The organism is Leuconostoc sp. JNUCC 76 (assembly GCF_053667755.1).
The window spans coordinates 1,749,670-1,767,694 of sequence record NZ_CM132206.1; the positions used below are offsets into that span (position 1 = coordinate 1,749,670).

The following is an 18,025-nucleotide window of genomic DNA, read 5'->3' on the forward strand; positions in this document are numbered from 1 at the left end:
TTAGTTTGTATTTCCTCCTTCGTCATAATTTTCAAAGAAAATATCATCATGCAAATTGTCTAAATCAGGATTAATTTCCGGACGTGGCGACATGACGACTTTTTTTACAAACTTGTATTGCTTAATTTTTTCAACTAATTGTTCAACATTTTCATCATTCACATATAAACCCACAAACATCATCTTGCGAGATATGTAAGTGATTTGACCAAACTTCTTAAGCTGTTGTACATGCCTTATATTATTGATATATATGTAAATTGCACGGCGTGGTTGTATTTGAAATGTCATCGATAATCCTTTCTAGCTACTGTATCATTTGGATGAATGACTGTTTTTTTCTTCTGTTGCGCAGCAATATTCAACGTTAGGCCAATGGCAGCACTAAAGGCTATATATGATGATCCACCACCAGAAATAAATGGAAAAACAACACCCGTTATTGGTAACACACCAATAACACCACCTAAATTAACAAAGGCTTGGATAAATAATAAGGTAGCTACACCATACATGACTAATCGTTGGTATTGCCGTTTTTGTCTAATACCCAAAATAATAAGTCGTGTAATGATTATTAATAGTAAAATTAACACAATTACGGTCACTACTGCTCCTAGTTCCTCTGTCATTACTGCCATAATAAAATCCGTATTTGATTCAGGTAGATAGGGTTTTATGAGAGAATTTCCTAAACCGACACCGAACATGCCACCATGAGCTATGGCGTAATAACCGTATAGTAATTGACGACTTTGATCTGGGTCAGCCCAAGGATTAACAAAATTAATTAATCTTAAAATACCATAATGCGTACTACCAGTCAGATGAAATACTTTATCAATCAAATTAATGATTGGCTGTAAAAGTCCAAAGCCAATGCCAGCAATAGCAAACCAGGTAACGGTAACTTTTTTAGACACCCCAGCTGCAAGTACAATGGTTAGCATAATGAGGGCAGCAATAATCATATTACCGTTATCTGGCATAATAAATAGCAAAAATAGAGATGAAAAAGGTAAAAGCCAAGCATTGAGTTGGCCAATTGGCTGTTGTAATAATTTAACGTGTGGTTGCCATGGATGTTTAGCAAAAAAGTCAGCAAAGTATAATATCAAAACTAATTTTAAAAACTCAGCCGGCTGCAAAGTAATAATTCCCAAAGGAATCCAACCGTGAGCACCATTAACTGCTGGCATTATTCTGGCAATAATCAAAAGTCCAATTGTACCAAACATCATCACCTTTATCCATTTTTCATTGCGCCAATTGTTAATATTAAAATGAAATAAAGTAAACGCACCAATCCAACCAATGAAAACAAAAAGAAGTTGTTTGTAAAAGTTCAGCATTGCTGAATTCGTTAAGCTCGCAGAAAAAACCATTACCACACCCAACGAACTGAGTATAGCAAATGGTACCGCAATCCAATAATCTAATTTTCTGATTTTTTTAAACATTAATCGCCCATAATAGTTTTAAGATTTGTATCATCCAAATTTTTGGCAATGGCCACAACAAATGCTTTAGATGCCTCAAAATCCTTAATTGACCAAACTGTTTGGTGGGTGTGGATGTAACGAGAAGCAACACCTAATGCAACGGCTGGCACACCTGTTAACTCAGTTTGAGCTGCTGCTGCATCAGTTCCACCCTTGGAAACAAAGTACTGATAAGGGATATGGTTATCTTCAGCCACAGATAACAAAAATTCTTTTAAGCGCAGTGGCATAACAACAGTTGGATCAAAAACACGTAATAACGTTCCTTGATCTAGGATTCCTTGGTGTCCAATTTGTCCTGAAGTATCATCTGCAGCACTAGAATCAACTGCGAAAAAGATATCTGGTTTCAGTAAATTAACGGCGCCATGTGCACCGCGTAACCCAACTTCTTCTTGAACATTGGCACCCATTATCAAGGTATTAGGTGTTTGAACATTTTCGAGTTCTTCCAAAGCGTCTAATATTGTCACAAGTCCAAATCGATTATCCCATGATTTAGATATTACGCGCCTTTTATTCGCTGTCATAACGGTTGATACTTGTGGCACAACAAAGTCCCCAGGACGGACACCAAATGACCACGCTTCATCCTTGTCCAAAAATCCGCCATCAAATAGAACATCTTCTACGGTTGGCATCTGTGGGCCGTGAGCGCTGCCGCGTAATAAGTGCGGTGACACAGAACTTGAAATAATAGGATAATTACCTTTACTTGTGAACAAAGTAAATCTTTGCGAGCTAATTACTGCTGGATTCCATCCCCCAAGAGCAGCCACTTTCAGTGCACCACTAGGTAGAATATCTGTCACAATAAATCCAACTTCATCCATATGCGCTGCAAACATTACACGTGGACCTGGTCCCTCTTTAACACCGTAAACACCACCAAGTCCCTCTTGGTGGATTGTATCAACCAATGGTTCCAAATCAGAACGGAAAGATTGACGAATAGCATGTTCTTGGCCAGAAGTGCCTTGTAGTTCCGTATACTTTTTCACACGAGCCCATGTTCTATCATTCATTCTAAATAAATCCTCTCACTAAATCCTTCTTCATACTCGTACAAAATTGGTTCGCCATTGTCAATCTCAAGACCGTCTATGTCTTCATCGCTAATATGTTCTATATATTTGACTAAAGCACGTAAGGAGCTACCATGTGCGACAATTAAGACATTTTTACCCTGCTGGATTTGAGGTAAGATTTTTGAATGCCAATAAGGAACAAGCCGATCGCTGGCCATTTTCAAGCTCTCACCACGTGGTTCTAAACCTTCTGGGTAGCGTCTATCGGGAATAACGTGTTCTAATAGTGGTGGCGTAGCCGTATAACTGCGTCGCCATAAGGCAACTTTATTTGCACCATATTGTTGACGAGCATAATCTTTGTTCAAACCACGTAATGCACCATAATGCCGTTCATTGAGTTGCCATGCCTTATGAAGTGGCAACCACAACTGCTCAATTTCTTCTAATATAATATTGTCAGTTATTATTGCGCGCTTTAAAAAAGAAGTGAATGATACATCGAATTGCAAACCATGTCGCTTCAAAACTTCACCAACACGGTTTGCTTGTCTAACCCCTTTTAAGGTCAGTGGAACGTCAGTCCATCCGGTAAATTCATTGTCACGGTTTGCTGTTGACTCTCCGTGGCGAACTAACACAAGTTTAGCAGCCATATACAACTCCTTTTTTTTATACTCTTCCTATTATATCGTTTCAATCATTTTAAAGCTACGTAAGCAAATATTGGATTGCTCATAAATGATCATTTTTAATATTAGTATGATTATATCATTATTCAAAACATCAATTATATGCGATGTCAGCTCGAAGACATTTTAATTTATTTCCTAATTTGACTCAAAAGACATGAAAAAAATTCTTGGCAAAAACTTAGTGTATCCAGCTTTTTACAAACAGATGTCTTTCTTATAAATTTTAGAACAAAACCCTAGTCAAACAACCACTATTCGTTTAGAATATATGTTCAAGACATTTTTATCTATATTGGAGAGATTATGCGTGATTTAACTCAGGGAACTCCCGCAAAACAAATTTTATTTTTTACAATTCCACTCGTAATTGGAAATCTTTTCCAACAATTATATAATTTTTCCGATACGCTGATTGTTGGGCAAACACTTGGTGTGAAATCTCTTGCTGCTGTTGGAGCAACTGGTTCAATCATGTTTTTAGTTATAGGATTCGTACAAGGATTTACTTCTGGACTATCAATTATTACAGCGCAACGTTATGGTGCCCGTGATATTGCTGGTGTGCGCAAAAGTATGGCATCAACAATTATCGTATCAGCAATAGTCACTATAATCGTTACCCTGGTGAGTTTTCTTTTAATCTATCCACTACTTAAAATCATGCAAACCCCACCAGACATTTTGAAGCAAGCATTCACATTTATTAGTATCATCTTAGGTGGTATTTTTGCCACGATGGGATACAATGTCACCGCTAATGCCCTTCGTGCGGTGGGTGATTCTCGCTCACCGTTAATTTATTTGGTTGTTGGTATGTTTGTTAACATTGGCCTCGAATTATGGTTGATTTTAGGTCTTGGTTTTGGTGTTGCTGGAGCGGCTATTGCAACTGTTATTGCACAATTGGTCTCTGCGATTCTAAGCTTTTGGCACATTTATAGATTTGTGCCTCAGCTTCGTGTTGATCGTGATGATTTAAAATGGGACGCAAAAGACATTCGCACTCATTTACACGCTGGCCTACCTATGGGCTTTCAGAGTTCAATTATAGCAATTGGTTCATTAGTTTTACAAGGTGCTTTGAATACATTAGGAACAGACGCAGTTGCAGCAACGACGGCTGCACAGCGTATTGATCAAGTGGCTACACTACCTATGATGTCATTTGGTATAACAATGGCAACCTTCGCTGCACAAAACTATGGCGCCAAACAATATCAACGCATCTTAATCGGGGTAAAACATGCGCTATTTATGAGCATGGGATTTGGCCTGTTTATGGGTATTTTAGAAATTACATTTGGCCATGTTGCCGTGTCTATGTTTGTCGGCGCTGATCAACATCGCGTATTATCATTAGCGCAACAGTATTTCTGGGCTAATGGTGCCTTTTACTATATACTATCCGCTTTGTTTATCATACGATATGTTTTGCAAGGACTTAATGACTCCAGAACACCTACCTTTGCTGGTGTTGCTGAATTAGTCATGCGAACAGCAGCAGCAATTACTTTAGTTGGACCTTTTGGATTTTTCGGCGCTAGCCTGGCCAATATGTTAGCTTGGACAGGTTCTGTTCTAGTCATGATTCCAGCTTATCTCAAAACTGTTAAAATGTTAAAAGAACAACATATTTCATTAAATTCCGAACAATTATAATGTTTCGTTCGTTTATTAAGCGCTTCCAATTAATATTTTTGGCCATTATTCGCGAAAATATCTTGTATTTTCTCATTTTTAATTTAATTATTAGCAAATAACTGCTAAAATTAAACTGTACGTTATTCGTAACTAAATATTTGGGAGGCAATCATGTCTACGATTGCACATTATTTCAAACTTGACGAACTCAACACAAGTGTTCGAACCGAGTTTATTGCTGGTTTAACTACTTTTGCGTCGATGGCTTACATCCTATTTGTTAACCCTACCGTTTTGGGTGCAGCAGGTATGGACAAAGGCGCTGTTTTCACAGCCACAGCAATTGCTTCAGCTGTCGCAACCATCTTCATGGGTGTTGTTGCACTCTACCCTATTGCTATTGCCCCAGGGCTTGGCGTAAATGCTTTTTTCGCTTATTCTGTTGTTATTGGTATGGGCGTAAAATGGGAAACTGCTATGGCTGGTGTTTTTGTAGCCGCATTGATTTTCTTAGTTTTAACATTTTTCAAAATTCGTGAGAAAATCATCAATATTATCCCACAAAATCTAAAGCTCGCTATTGCTTCAGGAATCGGGCTATTCATTGCTTTTATCGGATTAAATGACGCAGGGCTGATTGTAGCTAACAAAGACACCATGGTATCTTTGGGACATCTATCATCACCTACATCACTATTATCAATTTTTGGAATTATTGTTACTTTTATATTGATGAGTCGTAAAACACCGGCTGCCATATTTATTGGTATGATTTTAACATCCCTTGCTGGTATTCTAACTGGTCTAATCAAATTACCATCTGCCATTATTTCACCTGCTCCCTCACTTGCACCTACATTTGGTGCTGGCGTTATGCATATTGGTGATATTAATTCGCTGCAGCTAGTCACAGTGGTTATTACTTTTTTGATTGTTACTTTTTTTGACACAGCTGGTACAATGATTGGCTTAGCCACACAAGCTGGATTCATGAAAAACAATGAAATGCCTCGTGCTGGCCGTGCCCTAATGGCTGATGCGGTTGGTATGACAGTAGGTGCTGTTATTGGTACTTCACCTACTTCTGCTTACGTTGAATCGTCATCTGGTATTGCAGTTGGTGGTCGTTCAGGATTAACTTCCGTGTTCACTGGGATATTTTTCTTGTTTGCGCTGCTCTTTTCACCGCTTCTATCTGTTGTTACTTCACAAGTCACAGCACCAGCATTAGTGGTAGTTGGCGTCTTAATGGCCAAAAACTTACGTTTAATTGATTGGGAAGATTTGGCTATCGCCGCGCCAGCATTTTTGATTGTTATCGGTATGCCCCTAACCTATTCTATATCAGATGGTATCGCGCTTGGTTTCATCTTATATCCAATCACAATGATTGCAACCGGTCGTATTAAAAAAGTACATCCTCTGATGTATGTATTAGCGATTATGTTCATTGCATTCTTAATGATCATTGCGCATTAGAAACACAAAAAAGACGTCGCTTAATTGCGCGTCTTTTTTATTTTGTTAATTTAAAATTTTTGACGTAAATCACGAGCATTTGCAAGAGCAGTTGCAGTAATATTGTCACCAGATAACATCATAGCAATTGCTTGAACTCGACCATCTTCATCTAGGGGTGCCACTTGGGTGAGTGTACGATCATTTTCAGTTAACTTTGATATCAAATAATGATGAGTTGCAGCTGCTGCAACTTGTGGTAAATGTGTAATTGCTAAAACTTGTGAATCGGTTGAAATTGTGAGCATTTTTTTTGCTATTGCCTGAGCCACACGACCGGAAACACCTGTATCCGCTTCATCAAAAACAATTGAAATGATATGCTGTTGCTTAGCAAATGTAGTTTTCAATGCTAACATCAAGCGAGCAGCTTCTCCACCTGATGCGATCTTGACCAAGGGCGCCATTCCTTCTCCAACGTTAGTTTGGACATAAAATTCAACTTTATCAATTCCTGAGGAGATATAGCCTTCAACTGGATCAAAGTGTACAGCAAACTCGGCCCCACTCATTAATAAATCGTTCAGTTGCTGATTAACATTTTTTTCCAAATTTCGAGCTACTTTTTGTCGAGCCTCACGTAGTTTAATCGCCTTTTTTCTTAATAACTGGCGCATGTCATTTTGTTTGACCTGCAGTCGTTCAACATCATATTCATCATCATCTATAAGCGAAAGTTCTTTTTCGATTTTGGCTTGAAAATCTAAAACATCTGCGACCGTAGTACCGTACTTGCGTTCTAATGAATGAATTAGCTGAAGACGGTCATCAATGCGAATTAGTTCTGTCTCATCATATGTTAACTCACTCAATTGTTCGTCAACATCACGACCAACATCTTGGGCCGTGTAATAAGCTTCGGAAATCGTTTTTGCTAGCTCAGCATACTGATCATCATACTCTGCAATATCTTGTAGTTGATGAACTGCTTCAGCAAGGGAGTCTATCGCGCCGCCTTGCTCACCGCTTAGTGTCGTCTGCGTTAACTGAAGTCGATCAGCAATTTTTTTGAAATTACGTAACTTATCACGTGCATCTAATAAATCATTTTCTTCATTTGGCTGCAAATTGGCTTCCTGCAGTTCTTCTTGTTGAAATTTCAAAAGATCTAAACGTTGTGTGATTTCTTGTTGTGATGTTTGAATATTTCTAATGCGAGTGGTGATAGAACGAAATTTTTGAAAAAGTTCTTGGTAATCATTTCTAAATTGCGTAATTTTTTCACCACCAAAAGCATCCAATAATGGCAAATGTTCCTCTGGATTCAGTAATTGTTGTGCATCATTTTGTCCTTGGATGTCAACTAAGTAACGACCAATAGCCGCTAAAGTTTTCAAATTGACAAGAACACCATTGATTCGAATAATACTCCGCCCATTTTGGTTCAATTCACGATAAATAATAAGCTCATTATCATCGCCTACTACACCACTTCGAGCAATTAGATCTCTTAGATTTTGATTATCCGGAACACTGAAAACTGCCTGTAGAACAGCTTTTTTACTGCCATGACGAACCATTTCAGAATTCGCACGGCCGCCAGTTAACATGAAAAGTGCATCAATAATAATTGATTTCCCAGCACCTGTTTCACCGGTTAAAACGCTCATCCCTTCTTCAAACTGAAGATCCACTTTTTCAATAATCGCAAAATTTTCTATAATTAGATTTTCTAACATAAGTAACTCCATCAACGTAGTACATGCTATACGTTGTTATTTTTCAAGTAACTTTTGAATAATGTTAATCACTTTTGCCGTAGGAATACCATCTTTTAATAATACGAGAACCGAACCATCATCGCTTATGGTCGCAAATATTTCCGGTAGTTGCACTTGCTCAATCAGGTTTGATACCAATTGACCATTTCCAGGTTGAACTTTGATCATAATCATTCCACGCTGCGCACGCAAATTCAAAAATGATTGCTGTAGCGCTCGACGTAATCGCTGTAAGTATGGCCTGTCATCAGATTTTGGTAAATGATACAAAAATCCATCATGGGAATTTGGAACTTTAATTAATCCCAACTCATTAATATCACGCGATATTGTTGCTTGAGTAACCTTTTCGCCAATCTTTTCAAAATGCGCAACAATATCTTCCTGACGACCCACAGGATGCTCTTTAATGAGCAACAACAAGGATTTTTGGCGATCTTTTTTATTCATGATCATTCTCCTTATGATTGAGTTGCTCATAAGTGCGTTCAAGTAACCTGTCAATATTAATATGTTCGCTGATTTCGGCTTGATTTGATCGTTTCAATACTGCTAAGAACTCAATATTTCCTTGTCCCCCCTTAATTGGCGAGTAGGTTAAATCTGTAATGCTAAAACCATCATTAACCATCATTTGTGTTACTTTTTGTAAAACTTGTTTATGAACAGTTGTATCTTTGATAATACCGTTCTTACCAACATTTTCACGTCCAGCTTCAAACTGTGGTTTAATTAAAGCCACAACATTACCATTCATAGTAATAATGTTAGCTAGTGCTGGTAAAATAAGTCCCAAAGAAATAAATGAAACATCAATTGTAGCAAATTCTGGTTGCCCATATTTAAAATCATCTAGTTTTGAATAGCGAAAGTTTGTATTTTCCATAACTTGCACACGATCATCATTTCGCAATTTCCACACTAGTTGATTCGTACCCACATCCAGCGCATAAACCAGTTTGGCACCATTTTGAAGTGAAACATCAGTAAAACCGCCCGTGGAAGAACCAATGTCTAACACCGTTTTGTTTTCAACGGTAATATCAAAATCATTCAATGCTTTTTCTAACTTCAATCCCCCACGGGATACATATTTTAACTGTTCACCTTTGAAATGTAGTTCCGTTGTCACGGGAATTCTTTCACCCGATTTATCTAAACGTTCTTCGTTATTACCAAGAATCTGACCCGCCATCACAGCACGCTTTGCTTGCTCACGTGACTGAAATAGTCCTTGTTGGACCAACAATACATCAACACGTTCTTTTTCAATACTCATTTTTCATCTCCAATTAAACTAACAAAATCATCCAGCAAACGTCGATCAAATTGTTGATCTTGTTCAACAGTATTAGCTAATATTTCTTGTGTTAAGAAGAGATATTGATCAAGCATGCTTTGTGCCTCTTTAACACCCACTATATGTGGCAATGAGTTCACATCTTCTAATTGATCTTGCTGATAATCATCTAAATCATCTTGCATTTGAAAAGCCAGTCCGAATTTTTCACCAAAATCATACATTGCCTTCTGCGGATCAAAATGATTATCCTCAACATTGACATTTTGATGGCTCACTATTGCGCCTAATGTTGTTGTATATCTTATCAATGCGGCAGTCTTCATGCTATAAACATCATTTAACAACCAGTTTGTATTAGCATTCTGTTCTTCAGTATGATTATCCATATCATGGAGTTGCCCTAAAACCATTCCTGATCCACCTGCTTCGCGAGCTAAGTTTTGAGTAATTAATAATAGTTTTTCAGTTGGAAGATAATCCCCAGCACTGCATGAACTATTGGCAGTCGCAATGACTTCAAAAGCACCGGTTAATAACGCATCACCGACTAAAATAGCATTGGCCTCACCATATAACGCATGAACGCTAGGTTTGCCACGCCGAAACATATCATTATCCATTGCCGGCAAATCATCATGAACAAGGGAATATGAATGAACCCATTCGATTGCCGTTGCTACCTTCAATATACTTGGTGTGATTGGTTTTCCAAAACTTGCAACAACTGCTAATGTCAGTAATGGACGGAGCCTTTTACCACCATTCAAAACTGCATAATTCATCATAGCAACTAAATCGGAATCTAGGGAGGCCATTGATAAATCATCTTCCAATTGTTGATTAATTTTTGGGAGCCATTCTTTTTGGAAACTTTTTAAATCAATCATTAGTTAATTCCAAATCTGATAATTCATCATCATTATCTATAACTTTTGCCAATGTATCCTCAGCATCCTTCAATGTCTTTTGTAAATCTTTAACCAAACCAACACCGGTTTGAAAGTCAGCCAAAGCTGTTTCCAAGGGACGATCACCCTTTTCTAGCTGACTCACAATACTTTCTAATTTTTGTAACTTATCTTCAAATGTGGGTTGTTCACTCATGCTTTACTCCTGTTATTTTTGCCGTGGCATGCCCATCAGAAAAGCGCATGTCGATTTCATCATTAATTGTAATATTTGTTGTGCTACGAACTACTTTATTGTCATGTTCAACAATTGCATAACCACTGGATAATATTTTCAAAGGGCTTACTAAGTCTAATTTCGTACTTAATAATTGTAATCTTTCTTGTACAGGTTGCAATAAACTACGTTGTAACTGTTGTTGTCGTTGCAATATTGCCGCTAATTTGTGTTCTTCATTAATTACTTTTTGTTTTGTTAGCTGTTGCAATGAATGCGATAACTGATCTATTCGTTGATTATACCCCGTGTATAAACGATCCGGTTGTTGAAAAATAACATGCGTTGCAACACGATTTAATCGTTGTTGTCTCATGTCAATCATCTGTTTAATACGTGATATTTGCCGTAAATGTAATTCTTGCAAACGAGTGGTCAATTGTTGTAATGTTACCGGTGTCGCTAGTTCAGCTGCAGCCGTCGGCGTAGCCGCACGTCGATCAGAAACAAAATCTACTAAGGTATTATCTGTCTCATGTCCAACTGAACTAATCACCGGTGTCTGCATACTAGTAACAGTTCGTGCCAAATTTTCATCATTAAAAGCCCACAGATCTTCAATGGAACCACCACCACGTCCAACAATTAACGTGTCAAAATCCATATTATCAATACGTTGGAGCTGCCGAATAATTGTTGGCGCTGCCTTTTCGCCCTGCACAACTGCTGGAAATAAAATAACCTGGGCACTCGGGAAACGTCGTTGCACCGTACGAGCAATATCTTCAATAACTGCCCCAGTGGGTGAAGTAATTACCGCTATTTTTTTAGGAAATAATGGTAATTGTTTTTTTGGCAAATCAAATAACCCTTCGGCCTGTAATTTACGTTTTAGTTGTTCATAAGCTAAAAATAGTTCCCCAACGCCGTCAGGAGTCATTGATTCCAGAATAATGGAATATGAACCGCGTGGTTCATATATTTCCACCCGCCCAATCGCATTAATCTTCATCCCCTCTTCGGGCTGAAATTTAATACGACGTTCATAGCCAAACATCGATGCATTAATCACAGCATTGCTTTCACTATCCTTAATAGAAAAATATAAATGTGGCCCGCGACGGCGACCCATATTAGAAATTTCACCGGTAACATAGACTTTGGCTAAATACGGATCAGCATCAAATTTTCTTTTTAAATAAGCAGTCAATGCACTGACCGTTAAGTACTGATTTTGTTCTTTTTCCATTTTTTCCTTTAAGCCTACTTAATTCAATAACATGTAAATTCTATTACAATTATACATTAAAATCTGCATAAAAAAACAACTAACCTAAGTTAGTTGTTAGTTTGGCGTGCCAGATTCGCTCTGGCTGGCGGCTACTGATTGTCACATCAATAGCAAAGTCGCGTCACCACAGTGCAAGCACTGTTAGTCAAGTGAGATGAGCGAGTTCCACAACAACACTCATCACCTACATCTATACGAGACTTGTGATTGAACACAGTAGGCCGCAATCAGCGCTAATTTTTCAAGCGCTTCGACTCATCGCATACTTTAATTATATCAATAAATCATAAAATAGTCAAAAACTATTCTAATTATTTCAATATTACCAAATAAGTAGTTTCGTTTACACACACGAGCCAAATCGTTATAATTATAACCATGATAAAATTAACGAAGCTTGAAAAAAACTACATTGACCGCATTGCTAACCCCACTAAAACAGCTTTAGAGGATTTAATTGTTCCTATGTCTGATTTAAACAATAAGGCTAAACTAGCTCAGTATACTATCGATACCTACGACTTAGGGGAACTCAATAATGTCAAAACCACGGTTTCAAAACATATCTTAGACTTTACCTGTCTAGATGACAATAAGATCTTGCATGTAACTGGTTATATTGAGGAAGACTAAGGACCGTTGCTTATTCCTCGATAGCCACATCTTCCTTTTCCGCTTGTTTTTGTTCATCAACAATATGTTCAAGTTGTTCATTAAACCATGTGGAAATTTTAGCCTTTACACTCTCAGAATCATCTACGTATGTGGCAACAGAGCTTGCTAATGAAATTTTCAAATGGGACTGACTCTCAAATTCATTTTCAGCAACCATATACAGATTGACATCTAACACGTCTTTTTCTTGCCAAACCAATTTCCGTAATTGGTTTTGATAGCGCAAGGGTAAGTTAATGACATTAGTTTCAACACTTAATGTCGTCCCCTTGGATTCTACCCCGCCATTAATCTGCAACTCAATATGTATAAAGTTTTCATTTTCAATATGTGAATCAATTTCTGAAAAAAGTGCATCCAACGGTATTGTTTCGCCATCAGTTACGTCTATTCTTTCTGTATAGAATGTTTCATTTTCGATATTGGCTAATGCACGTTCACCTGTAATTTGCATCAAGAATCCCCTTTTATTTTTGTAATAATAATTTTTCTCAAAGTTTCTTTCTATTATAAACACAATTAACAACAAATACCAAAAATAAAAAGAGCTCAAATTGAACTCTTTTTTATTTAAAATTTATGTGGCATGTGATGCCAGAAATCTTCTTTATTGGTCTGACGTGTACGAGCGATTCCCATTGCATGTTCTGGTATGTCATTTGTAATTGTTGACCCAGCAGCAGTAATTGATTCTTGGGCAATGTTAACTGGTGCAACGATTTTGGTATTTGAGCCAATAAACGCGCGATCTCCGACAGTTGAGTTAAACTTATTAACCCCATCGTAATTAACAAATATCGTACCCGCTCCAATATTAACATCTTGACCAATAGTGGCATTCCCTATGTAAGTAAGATGTCCTGATTTAGTGTTTTTGCCCAATTTGGCGTTCTTGACTTCAACGAAGTTACCAACATGAACATTATCATCTAAATGAGCAGCCGGTCGCAAATGTGCGTATGGACCCACTGTCGTGCCATTTTGTAGGATAGCATCTTCAATGTGCGATGATGTAATCACATTATTGTCACCAAGCACACTATTTACGATTCGTGACCCTTGTGTAATGGTATTATTTACGCCGATGGTTGTCTTACCTAAAATAGTTACACCGCCCTCAATTAAAGTATCAGGCCCTATTTTAACTGTTGAATCAATATATGTATTCGTTGGATCTAATAGTTCAACGCCATCAACCATTAATTGATGATTAATTCTTTCGTGCATGACGCGGTTAGCTGTTGCCAATGCTACTCGATCATTAACTCCTAATGACTCTGTAAAGTCTTGGAGTGTATGCGCACCAATCTGTTCTCCTGAGCGTCGCAGAATGTTAAGCGTGTCAGGTAAATAGTATTCGCCTTGCGCATTATTATTTTGTACTTTTGCTAGTGATTCAAATAATAAACGGTTATTGAATACATATACGCCAGTATTAATTTCTTTAATTCGACGTTCTGTAATACTAGCATCTTTCTGTTCAATAATTTTTTGAACTGTCTCATCTTCTCCGCGAACAATTCGGCCATACCCAGTAGGATCATCGGCAATGGCAGTTAGTACAGTCACAGCATTATTTGAACGTTCATGCTCTGCAATGAAACCTTGTAAGGTTTCTGAACGAAACATTGGCGTGTCACCAGACATAATTAGGGTGACACCATCGCTGTCTTTAAGTTCTGCTTCAGCTTGACGAACAGCATGACCAGTACCAAGTTGTTGTGATTGCAGTACAAATGAACTACGATTACCGACATGTTCTTGGACACGCTCAGCGCCAACTCCGATAACAGTGATTAACTTCTCCGTCTTAAGTGGTTCGACAGCGTCTAGTACCCAGTCAATCATCGTTTGCCCAGCCACACTATGCAACACTTTTGGGGTTGTTGACTTCATTCTTGAGCCATTTCCTGCTGCCAATATTAATACGTTTATATTGCTCATATTTAATTAAGCCTCATGTTTAAATATTTCGTTCAAGTAATTACCCGGCGTAACCAAAATCGGATCACCATTTTTCAAGTTTGTGTCGACATGCAATAATGATGTGAAGTGATCAAGTAATCTAGTTGTTGAACGGCCTTCAGCAAATACTGCAGTACCAACCACCGTACCATCAAATTCACTTACCAAGGTTTGCATCCCTTGAATTGTTCCGCCAGCTTTCATAAAGTCATCTACGACCAACACACGTGAACCTGTGCGCAGTGAACGACGAGACAATTCCATTTTTTCGACACGCTTTGATGATCCTGTCAAATAATTAACAGACACAGTCGGACCTTCGGTAACTTTCGCATCATCGCGAACAATTACAAATGGTACATTTAACTGATCAGCAACAGCTTGTGCCAACGGAACACCTTTAGTCGCTGCAGTCATGACAGCATCAATATCATCACGTATATATTGTGTTGCAATTAAGCGCCCAGCTTGTCGTAAAATATCAGGACGACCTAACAAATCAGATAGATAGACATAACCCCCAGGCAATACACGCGTCTCATCATTTACTAACCGGCAAATATCGTCAATAAATTCTGCTGCTTCAGACTCAGTCATATAAGGAATAAAACGTGCCCCACCAGCAGCACCAGGCACCGTCTCCAATAGACCTGTACCACGTTCTTGGAATGTACGCTTAAGTATTGATAGATCCTCAGAAATTGATGACTTAGCCGATTCATACCTTTTGGAAAAATAAGATAAAGATATCAACTTGCGTGGGCGCTCAAGCATATAGCGCGCCATATCGACTAACCGGTCAGAACGACGTGTTTTCATGATGTGTGACGGACCAAAAAAAATATTTCAGTCCGTTTCCTCCTAAACTTTTATTAATATTTACGACTAATTATACCATTTTTATTTTCTAATTGTTCGGAAACTAGGCATTTCGTTTAAATTGCCATATTGAAACAAGATAAATTATTACTTCTATAATAGCTATAAAAAAACTTGTTGGTAAATTCGTTAAATAAGCAATTGTCAAGCCAATCCACGTACCGAACAAAGCAAAGACAATGGCCATCCCCATAAGCTGCAACGTCGTTTTAGCATAATATTTTGCGCTCGCCGCAGGTAATGTTACCAACACAAATATAAGTAAGGATCCTACCAATTGTGATGAAATACTAATCGATAATGCAATCATGATTAAAAAGGTATAACGAACTGATTTTTGTTTCCATGTTTGGAGAAAAATACCTGCTTCGTCAAATGCTAATTGACGCAAGGAGCGGTAATTAAACAGTAGCGTAACTAATACAATTAAGGCTAAAATTATGAGCAAGTATAAATCGCGGTGACTAATTCCAAGAACCGAACCAAATAGAATGCCAGTAGCAGCATTGGATGATGTATGACCTAGTGCTAAAAATAATATTCCTAAACCAATAGCCAACGCAGATACAGCACTTGTGACATTATCATGCTTCGTATATGTTGATTCCAAGGCGCCAATAGCCACTGAAGCAACAGAAGTTGCAATCATCATACCCAATAAAGCCGGCCAACCAATCCATAAACCAAAAGCTGCACCGGCAAAACCTATTTCACTCAAAGAGTGCGTTAAAAACGCATAATTTCGCGCCACAACAAATGTACCAATAACCCCAGCAACAATGCTGACAATCGTACCTGCTATGAAAGCATTTTGCATAAAATCATAACTAAACATGGCGCACCTCATCTTCTTTGTGCCTAGACGTCATATCCATCGTCAGTGTTTGTAGCTGGGTAGCATCCCCTTGCTGTACTTTTCCATTTTCAAAAGAGAGATAGCCATCCGCAAAATCAGTGACCAGCTTAATTTCATGTGTAATAAATAACACTGTCATATTTGTTGTTTGTTGTAAAGTACGGACATTTTCCAATAATTGCACTTTGTGTTCATGATCCAAACTAGCAGTGGACTCATCTAGAATTAACAAATCAGGATTTTTTACTAAGGCCTGAGCTACAAAAGCACGTTGTTTTTGTCCTCCCGATGCTAGTCCTAATCGTTGGTCACGCATTTGATTTAAGTCCATACGCTTTAACGCTTGAGTTATTAACTGTTTTTCCTCTTTAGTAAACCATAAGCGGCTACCATTATTGAAATTAAGTCCGACAAATTCAGCTATACTTAAAGGATAATCACGAGAAATATCTCTGAATTGTGGGACATATCCAATACGATTCGTTGCTACCGTTAATGTGCCTTCTGTTTGTTTATTTTGTCCAGTGATTGCTTTAATGAAACTTGTTTTACCAGCACCATTTTCTCCTAAAACAGCCAGAAACTGTCCAGCCAGTACTTCAATGTTGATATGCGATAAAATAACTTTTTCCCCATACCGAACCATAAAATCTTTCGTGCTAATGATTGTATTCATTTATCTAATGCCTTTTGAATTTTTTTGAGTTGCGTTAATTGCCAAGTCCAAATTTTCGTGCTGTCAGGCGTAAATTGACTAAATGTGACGATAGGAATGTCATCTTTTTTTGCCATAGTCACAAGTTTTTGTTTCTTTTCAGTTGTGTCCTGTGACGTTGTAAAAATAAACTGAATTTTTTTATCAGCTAATTTACTTTCAAGATCTGACATTTGCGTATCCGTTAATTTAGATACATCATCGGTTTCGGCAACGTATCCCAATTGTGTCATAAGCAAATGCTGTGAGTTATTTGTAGCGACATACCGAATATCTTTTAATTTTTTTAGGGATGCGTAAAGCGTAGTCAAATCGCTTATTTTTTCCACAAATTGCTTATTGTTTTCAACATAAGTATCACGATTTCTTGGGTCCATGTCACTCAAATAATTCACAATTTGTTGTGCCATTACCACTGTTGTATTTGGGCTTAAATAATATTTTTGTGTCGACGAGTCTGTATGAATATAGTCACTTGCAATTACTAACTTAGGACTACTATGTAACTTTTGAGCTTCTGTTAACAGCGCACTCGTGTGATCATCTGTCAAAAGTAGTTCAGACTTTTTAAATTTTGTTTTCTCTCGTGCTGTTTTGAGATTGCCCGACGTAAGGCTGACACGCCCTTTTTTGCCGGCAATAGCTTTTGCAATTTGTTGATAAGCTGGATTATCTGTCGTAATTTTCACAGCAGTATCCTGTATTTCAGTTGTGTCGCCAACCATTTTAGCGCACACTAAAAGAATTCCAATAGGAATTAACATAATCGTTAAAATTGCATAAACGGATTGTTTATTCATGTCATTCGTTTCTAAAGTAGTATCTGTAATCGCTATAAAAAAAGCCCTTAAGCGGGCAACTCATCAGCGAATGTAATGTCAATATTCTTTGTTAAAATATCTGTATAACTATATGAAGCGTGTTCAAAATTAGCATCCTCATCTAATTCGACAACGAACAATGAAGGAAACGTTGAACGAAGAATTCCTGAGCGCTCCGTGATTTTCTTTCGTCCAGCTTGGGCAATAATCGTCACTTCTTGACCCACATGAGCGTCAATCTTTGTTTTAATATCTTGCAAACTACTTGGCATTTTTATACCACCTTTCGT

General features: G+C 37.8%; 20 protein-coding genes. 3 read left to right on the forward strand and 17 right to left on the reverse strand.

The window, feature by feature from the left end:
* The 4 genes from JNUCC76_RS08810 to JNUCC76_RS08825 are packed head-to-tail and all read right to left on the reverse strand — an operon-like array spanning position 1 to position 3,186.
* Positions 1–291 (reverse strand): YlbG family protein, encoded by a 291-nt coding sequence (locus tag JNUCC76_RS08810; RefSeq protein ID WP_072614053.1) that lies wholly within the window; start codon positions 289–291, stop codon positions 1–3.
* Positions 288–1,460 carry an FtsW/RodA/SpoVE family cell cycle protein gene (locus tag JNUCC76_RS08815; protein ID WP_454154136.1) on the reverse strand — a complete coding sequence of 391 codons (1,173 nt, stop codon included), beginning with the start codon at positions 1,458–1,460 and terminating at the stop codon, positions 288–290. Before JNUCC76_RS08815 ends, JNUCC76_RS08810 begins: the two co-directional genes overlap by 4 nt.
* Entirely contained in the window at positions 1,460–2,527 is a 1,068-nt protein-coding gene (gene pepA, locus JNUCC76_RS08820; RefSeq protein WP_454154138.1) for a glutamyl aminopeptidase, read from the reverse strand. Before pepA ends, JNUCC76_RS08815 begins: the two co-directional genes overlap by 1 nt.
* The gene (locus tag JNUCC76_RS08825) at positions 2,524–3,186 is read right to left on the reverse strand and encodes a 2,3-bisphosphoglycerate-dependent phosphoglycerate mutase (protein ID WP_454154140.1); all 663 of its coding nucleotides are present in this window, start codon (positions 3,184–3,186) and stop codon (positions 2,524–2,526) included. The genes pepA and JNUCC76_RS08825 overlap by 4 nt, the downstream gene beginning before the upstream one ends.
* Before the next feature lie 342 nt (positions 3,187–3,528).
* Here JNUCC76_RS08825 and JNUCC76_RS08830 point away from each other — a divergent pair, with 342 nt between their 5' ends.
* Together JNUCC76_RS08830 and JNUCC76_RS08835 are read left to right on the forward strand one after the other, a co-directional pair.
* Positions 3,529–4,884, forward strand: coding sequence for an MATE family efflux transporter (locus JNUCC76_RS08830; protein ID WP_454154142.1), 1,356 nt, complete (start codon positions 3,529–3,531; stop codon positions 4,882–4,884).
* A gap of 153 nt (positions 4,885–5,037) precedes the next feature.
* The gene (locus JNUCC76_RS08835) at positions 5,038–6,345 is read left to right on the forward strand and encodes an NCS2 family permease (protein ID WP_454154144.1); all 1,308 of its coding nucleotides are present in this window, start codon (positions 5,038–5,040) and stop codon (positions 6,343–6,345) included.
* Between the two features lie 50 nt (positions 6,346–6,395).
* Here JNUCC76_RS08835 and recN read toward each other — a convergent pair whose 3' ends face one another.
* Genes recN through xseA form a run of 6 tightly spaced genes read right to left on the reverse strand, consistent with a single transcriptional unit; the run spans position 6,396 to position 11,782 of the window.
* Complete coding sequence (recN, locus tag JNUCC76_RS08840) at positions 6,396–8,063, reverse strand: DNA repair protein RecN (RefSeq protein WP_454154146.1); 1,668 nt, start codon at positions 8,061–8,063, stop codon at positions 6,396–6,398.
* A 36-nt stretch (positions 8,064–8,099) separates the two neighbouring features.
* Entirely contained in the window at positions 8,100–8,555 is a 456-nt protein-coding gene (locus tag JNUCC76_RS08845) for an arginine repressor (protein ID WP_454154148.1), read from the reverse strand.
* The gene (locus tag JNUCC76_RS08850; RefSeq protein WP_454154150.1) at positions 8,548–9,384 is read right to left on the reverse strand and encodes a TlyA family RNA methyltransferase; all 837 of its coding nucleotides are present in this window, start codon (positions 9,382–9,384) and stop codon (positions 8,548–8,550) included. The genes JNUCC76_RS08845 and JNUCC76_RS08850 overlap by 8 nt, the downstream gene beginning before the upstream one ends.
* A complete protein-coding gene (locus tag JNUCC76_RS08855) occupies positions 9,381–10,295 on the reverse strand; it encodes a polyprenyl synthetase family protein (RefSeq protein ID WP_454154152.1) in 915 nt (304 codons plus the stop codon). Before JNUCC76_RS08855 ends, JNUCC76_RS08850 begins: the two co-directional genes overlap by 4 nt.
* Positions 10,288–10,512 carry an exodeoxyribonuclease VII small subunit gene (locus JNUCC76_RS08860; RefSeq protein ID WP_454154154.1) on the reverse strand — a complete coding sequence of 75 codons (225 nt, stop codon included), beginning with the start codon at positions 10,510–10,512 and terminating at the stop codon, positions 10,288–10,290. Before JNUCC76_RS08860 ends, JNUCC76_RS08855 begins: the two co-directional genes overlap by 8 nt.
* Positions 10,505–11,782 (reverse strand): exodeoxyribonuclease VII large subunit, encoded by a 1,278-nt coding sequence (gene xseA / locus JNUCC76_RS08865; protein WP_454154156.1) that lies wholly within the window; start codon positions 11,780–11,782, stop codon positions 10,505–10,507. Before xseA ends, JNUCC76_RS08860 begins: the two co-directional genes overlap by 8 nt.
* Before the next feature lie 420 nt (positions 11,783–12,202).
* Here xseA and JNUCC76_RS08870 point away from each other — a divergent pair, with 420 nt between their 5' ends.
* Entirely contained in the window at positions 12,203–12,457 is a 255-nt protein-coding gene (locus JNUCC76_RS08870) for a hypothetical protein (protein ID WP_454154158.1), read from the forward strand.
* Between the two features lie 10 nt (positions 12,458–12,467).
* Here the strand turns inward: JNUCC76_RS08870 and JNUCC76_RS08875 are convergent, their stop codons facing one another.
* The 7 genes from JNUCC76_RS08875 to JNUCC76_RS08905 all read right to left on the reverse strand — a co-directional run bounded on the left by JNUCC76_RS08875 (position 12,468) and on the right by JNUCC76_RS08905 (position 18,007).
* Positions 12,468–12,953, reverse strand: a complete 486-nt coding sequence (locus tag JNUCC76_RS08875) for a hypothetical protein (protein ID WP_454154160.1) — start codon at positions 12,951–12,953, stop codon at positions 12,468–12,470.
* Between the two features lie 116 nt (positions 12,954–13,069).
* The gene (glmU, locus tag JNUCC76_RS08880; protein ID WP_454154162.1) at positions 13,070–14,443 is read right to left on the reverse strand and encodes a bifunctional UDP-N-acetylglucosamine diphosphorylase/glucosamine-1-phosphate N-acetyltransferase GlmU; all 1,374 of its coding nucleotides are present in this window, start codon (positions 14,441–14,443) and stop codon (positions 13,070–13,072) included.
* Positions 14,444–14,449: 6 nt separating this feature from the next.
* Positions 14,450–15,283, reverse strand: a complete 834-nt coding sequence (gene purR, locus JNUCC76_RS08885) for a pur operon repressor (RefSeq protein WP_454154164.1) — start codon at positions 15,281–15,283, stop codon at positions 14,450–14,452.
* 103 nt (positions 15,284–15,386) lie between these two features.
* Entirely contained in the window at positions 15,387–16,178 is a 792-nt protein-coding gene (locus JNUCC76_RS08890) for a metal ABC transporter permease (RefSeq protein WP_002815374.1), read from the reverse strand.
* The gene (locus JNUCC76_RS08895) at positions 16,171–16,875 is read right to left on the reverse strand and encodes an ABC transporter ATP-binding protein (RefSeq protein WP_454154167.1); all 705 of its coding nucleotides are present in this window, start codon (positions 16,873–16,875) and stop codon (positions 16,171–16,173) included. Before JNUCC76_RS08895 ends, JNUCC76_RS08890 begins: the two co-directional genes overlap by 8 nt.
* On the reverse strand, positions 16,872–17,678 hold the full coding sequence (locus JNUCC76_RS08900; RefSeq protein ID WP_454154169.1) for a metal ABC transporter solute-binding protein, Zn/Mn family: 807 nt from the start codon (positions 17,676–17,678) through the stop codon (positions 16,872–16,874). Before JNUCC76_RS08900 ends, JNUCC76_RS08895 begins: the two co-directional genes overlap by 4 nt.
* A gap of 83 nt (positions 17,679–17,761) precedes the next feature.
* On the reverse strand, positions 17,762–18,007 hold the full coding sequence (locus tag JNUCC76_RS08905; RefSeq protein ID WP_002815378.1) for a Veg family protein: 246 nt from the start codon (positions 18,005–18,007) through the stop codon (positions 17,762–17,764).
* Positions 18,008–18,025 lie beyond the last annotated feature (18 nt).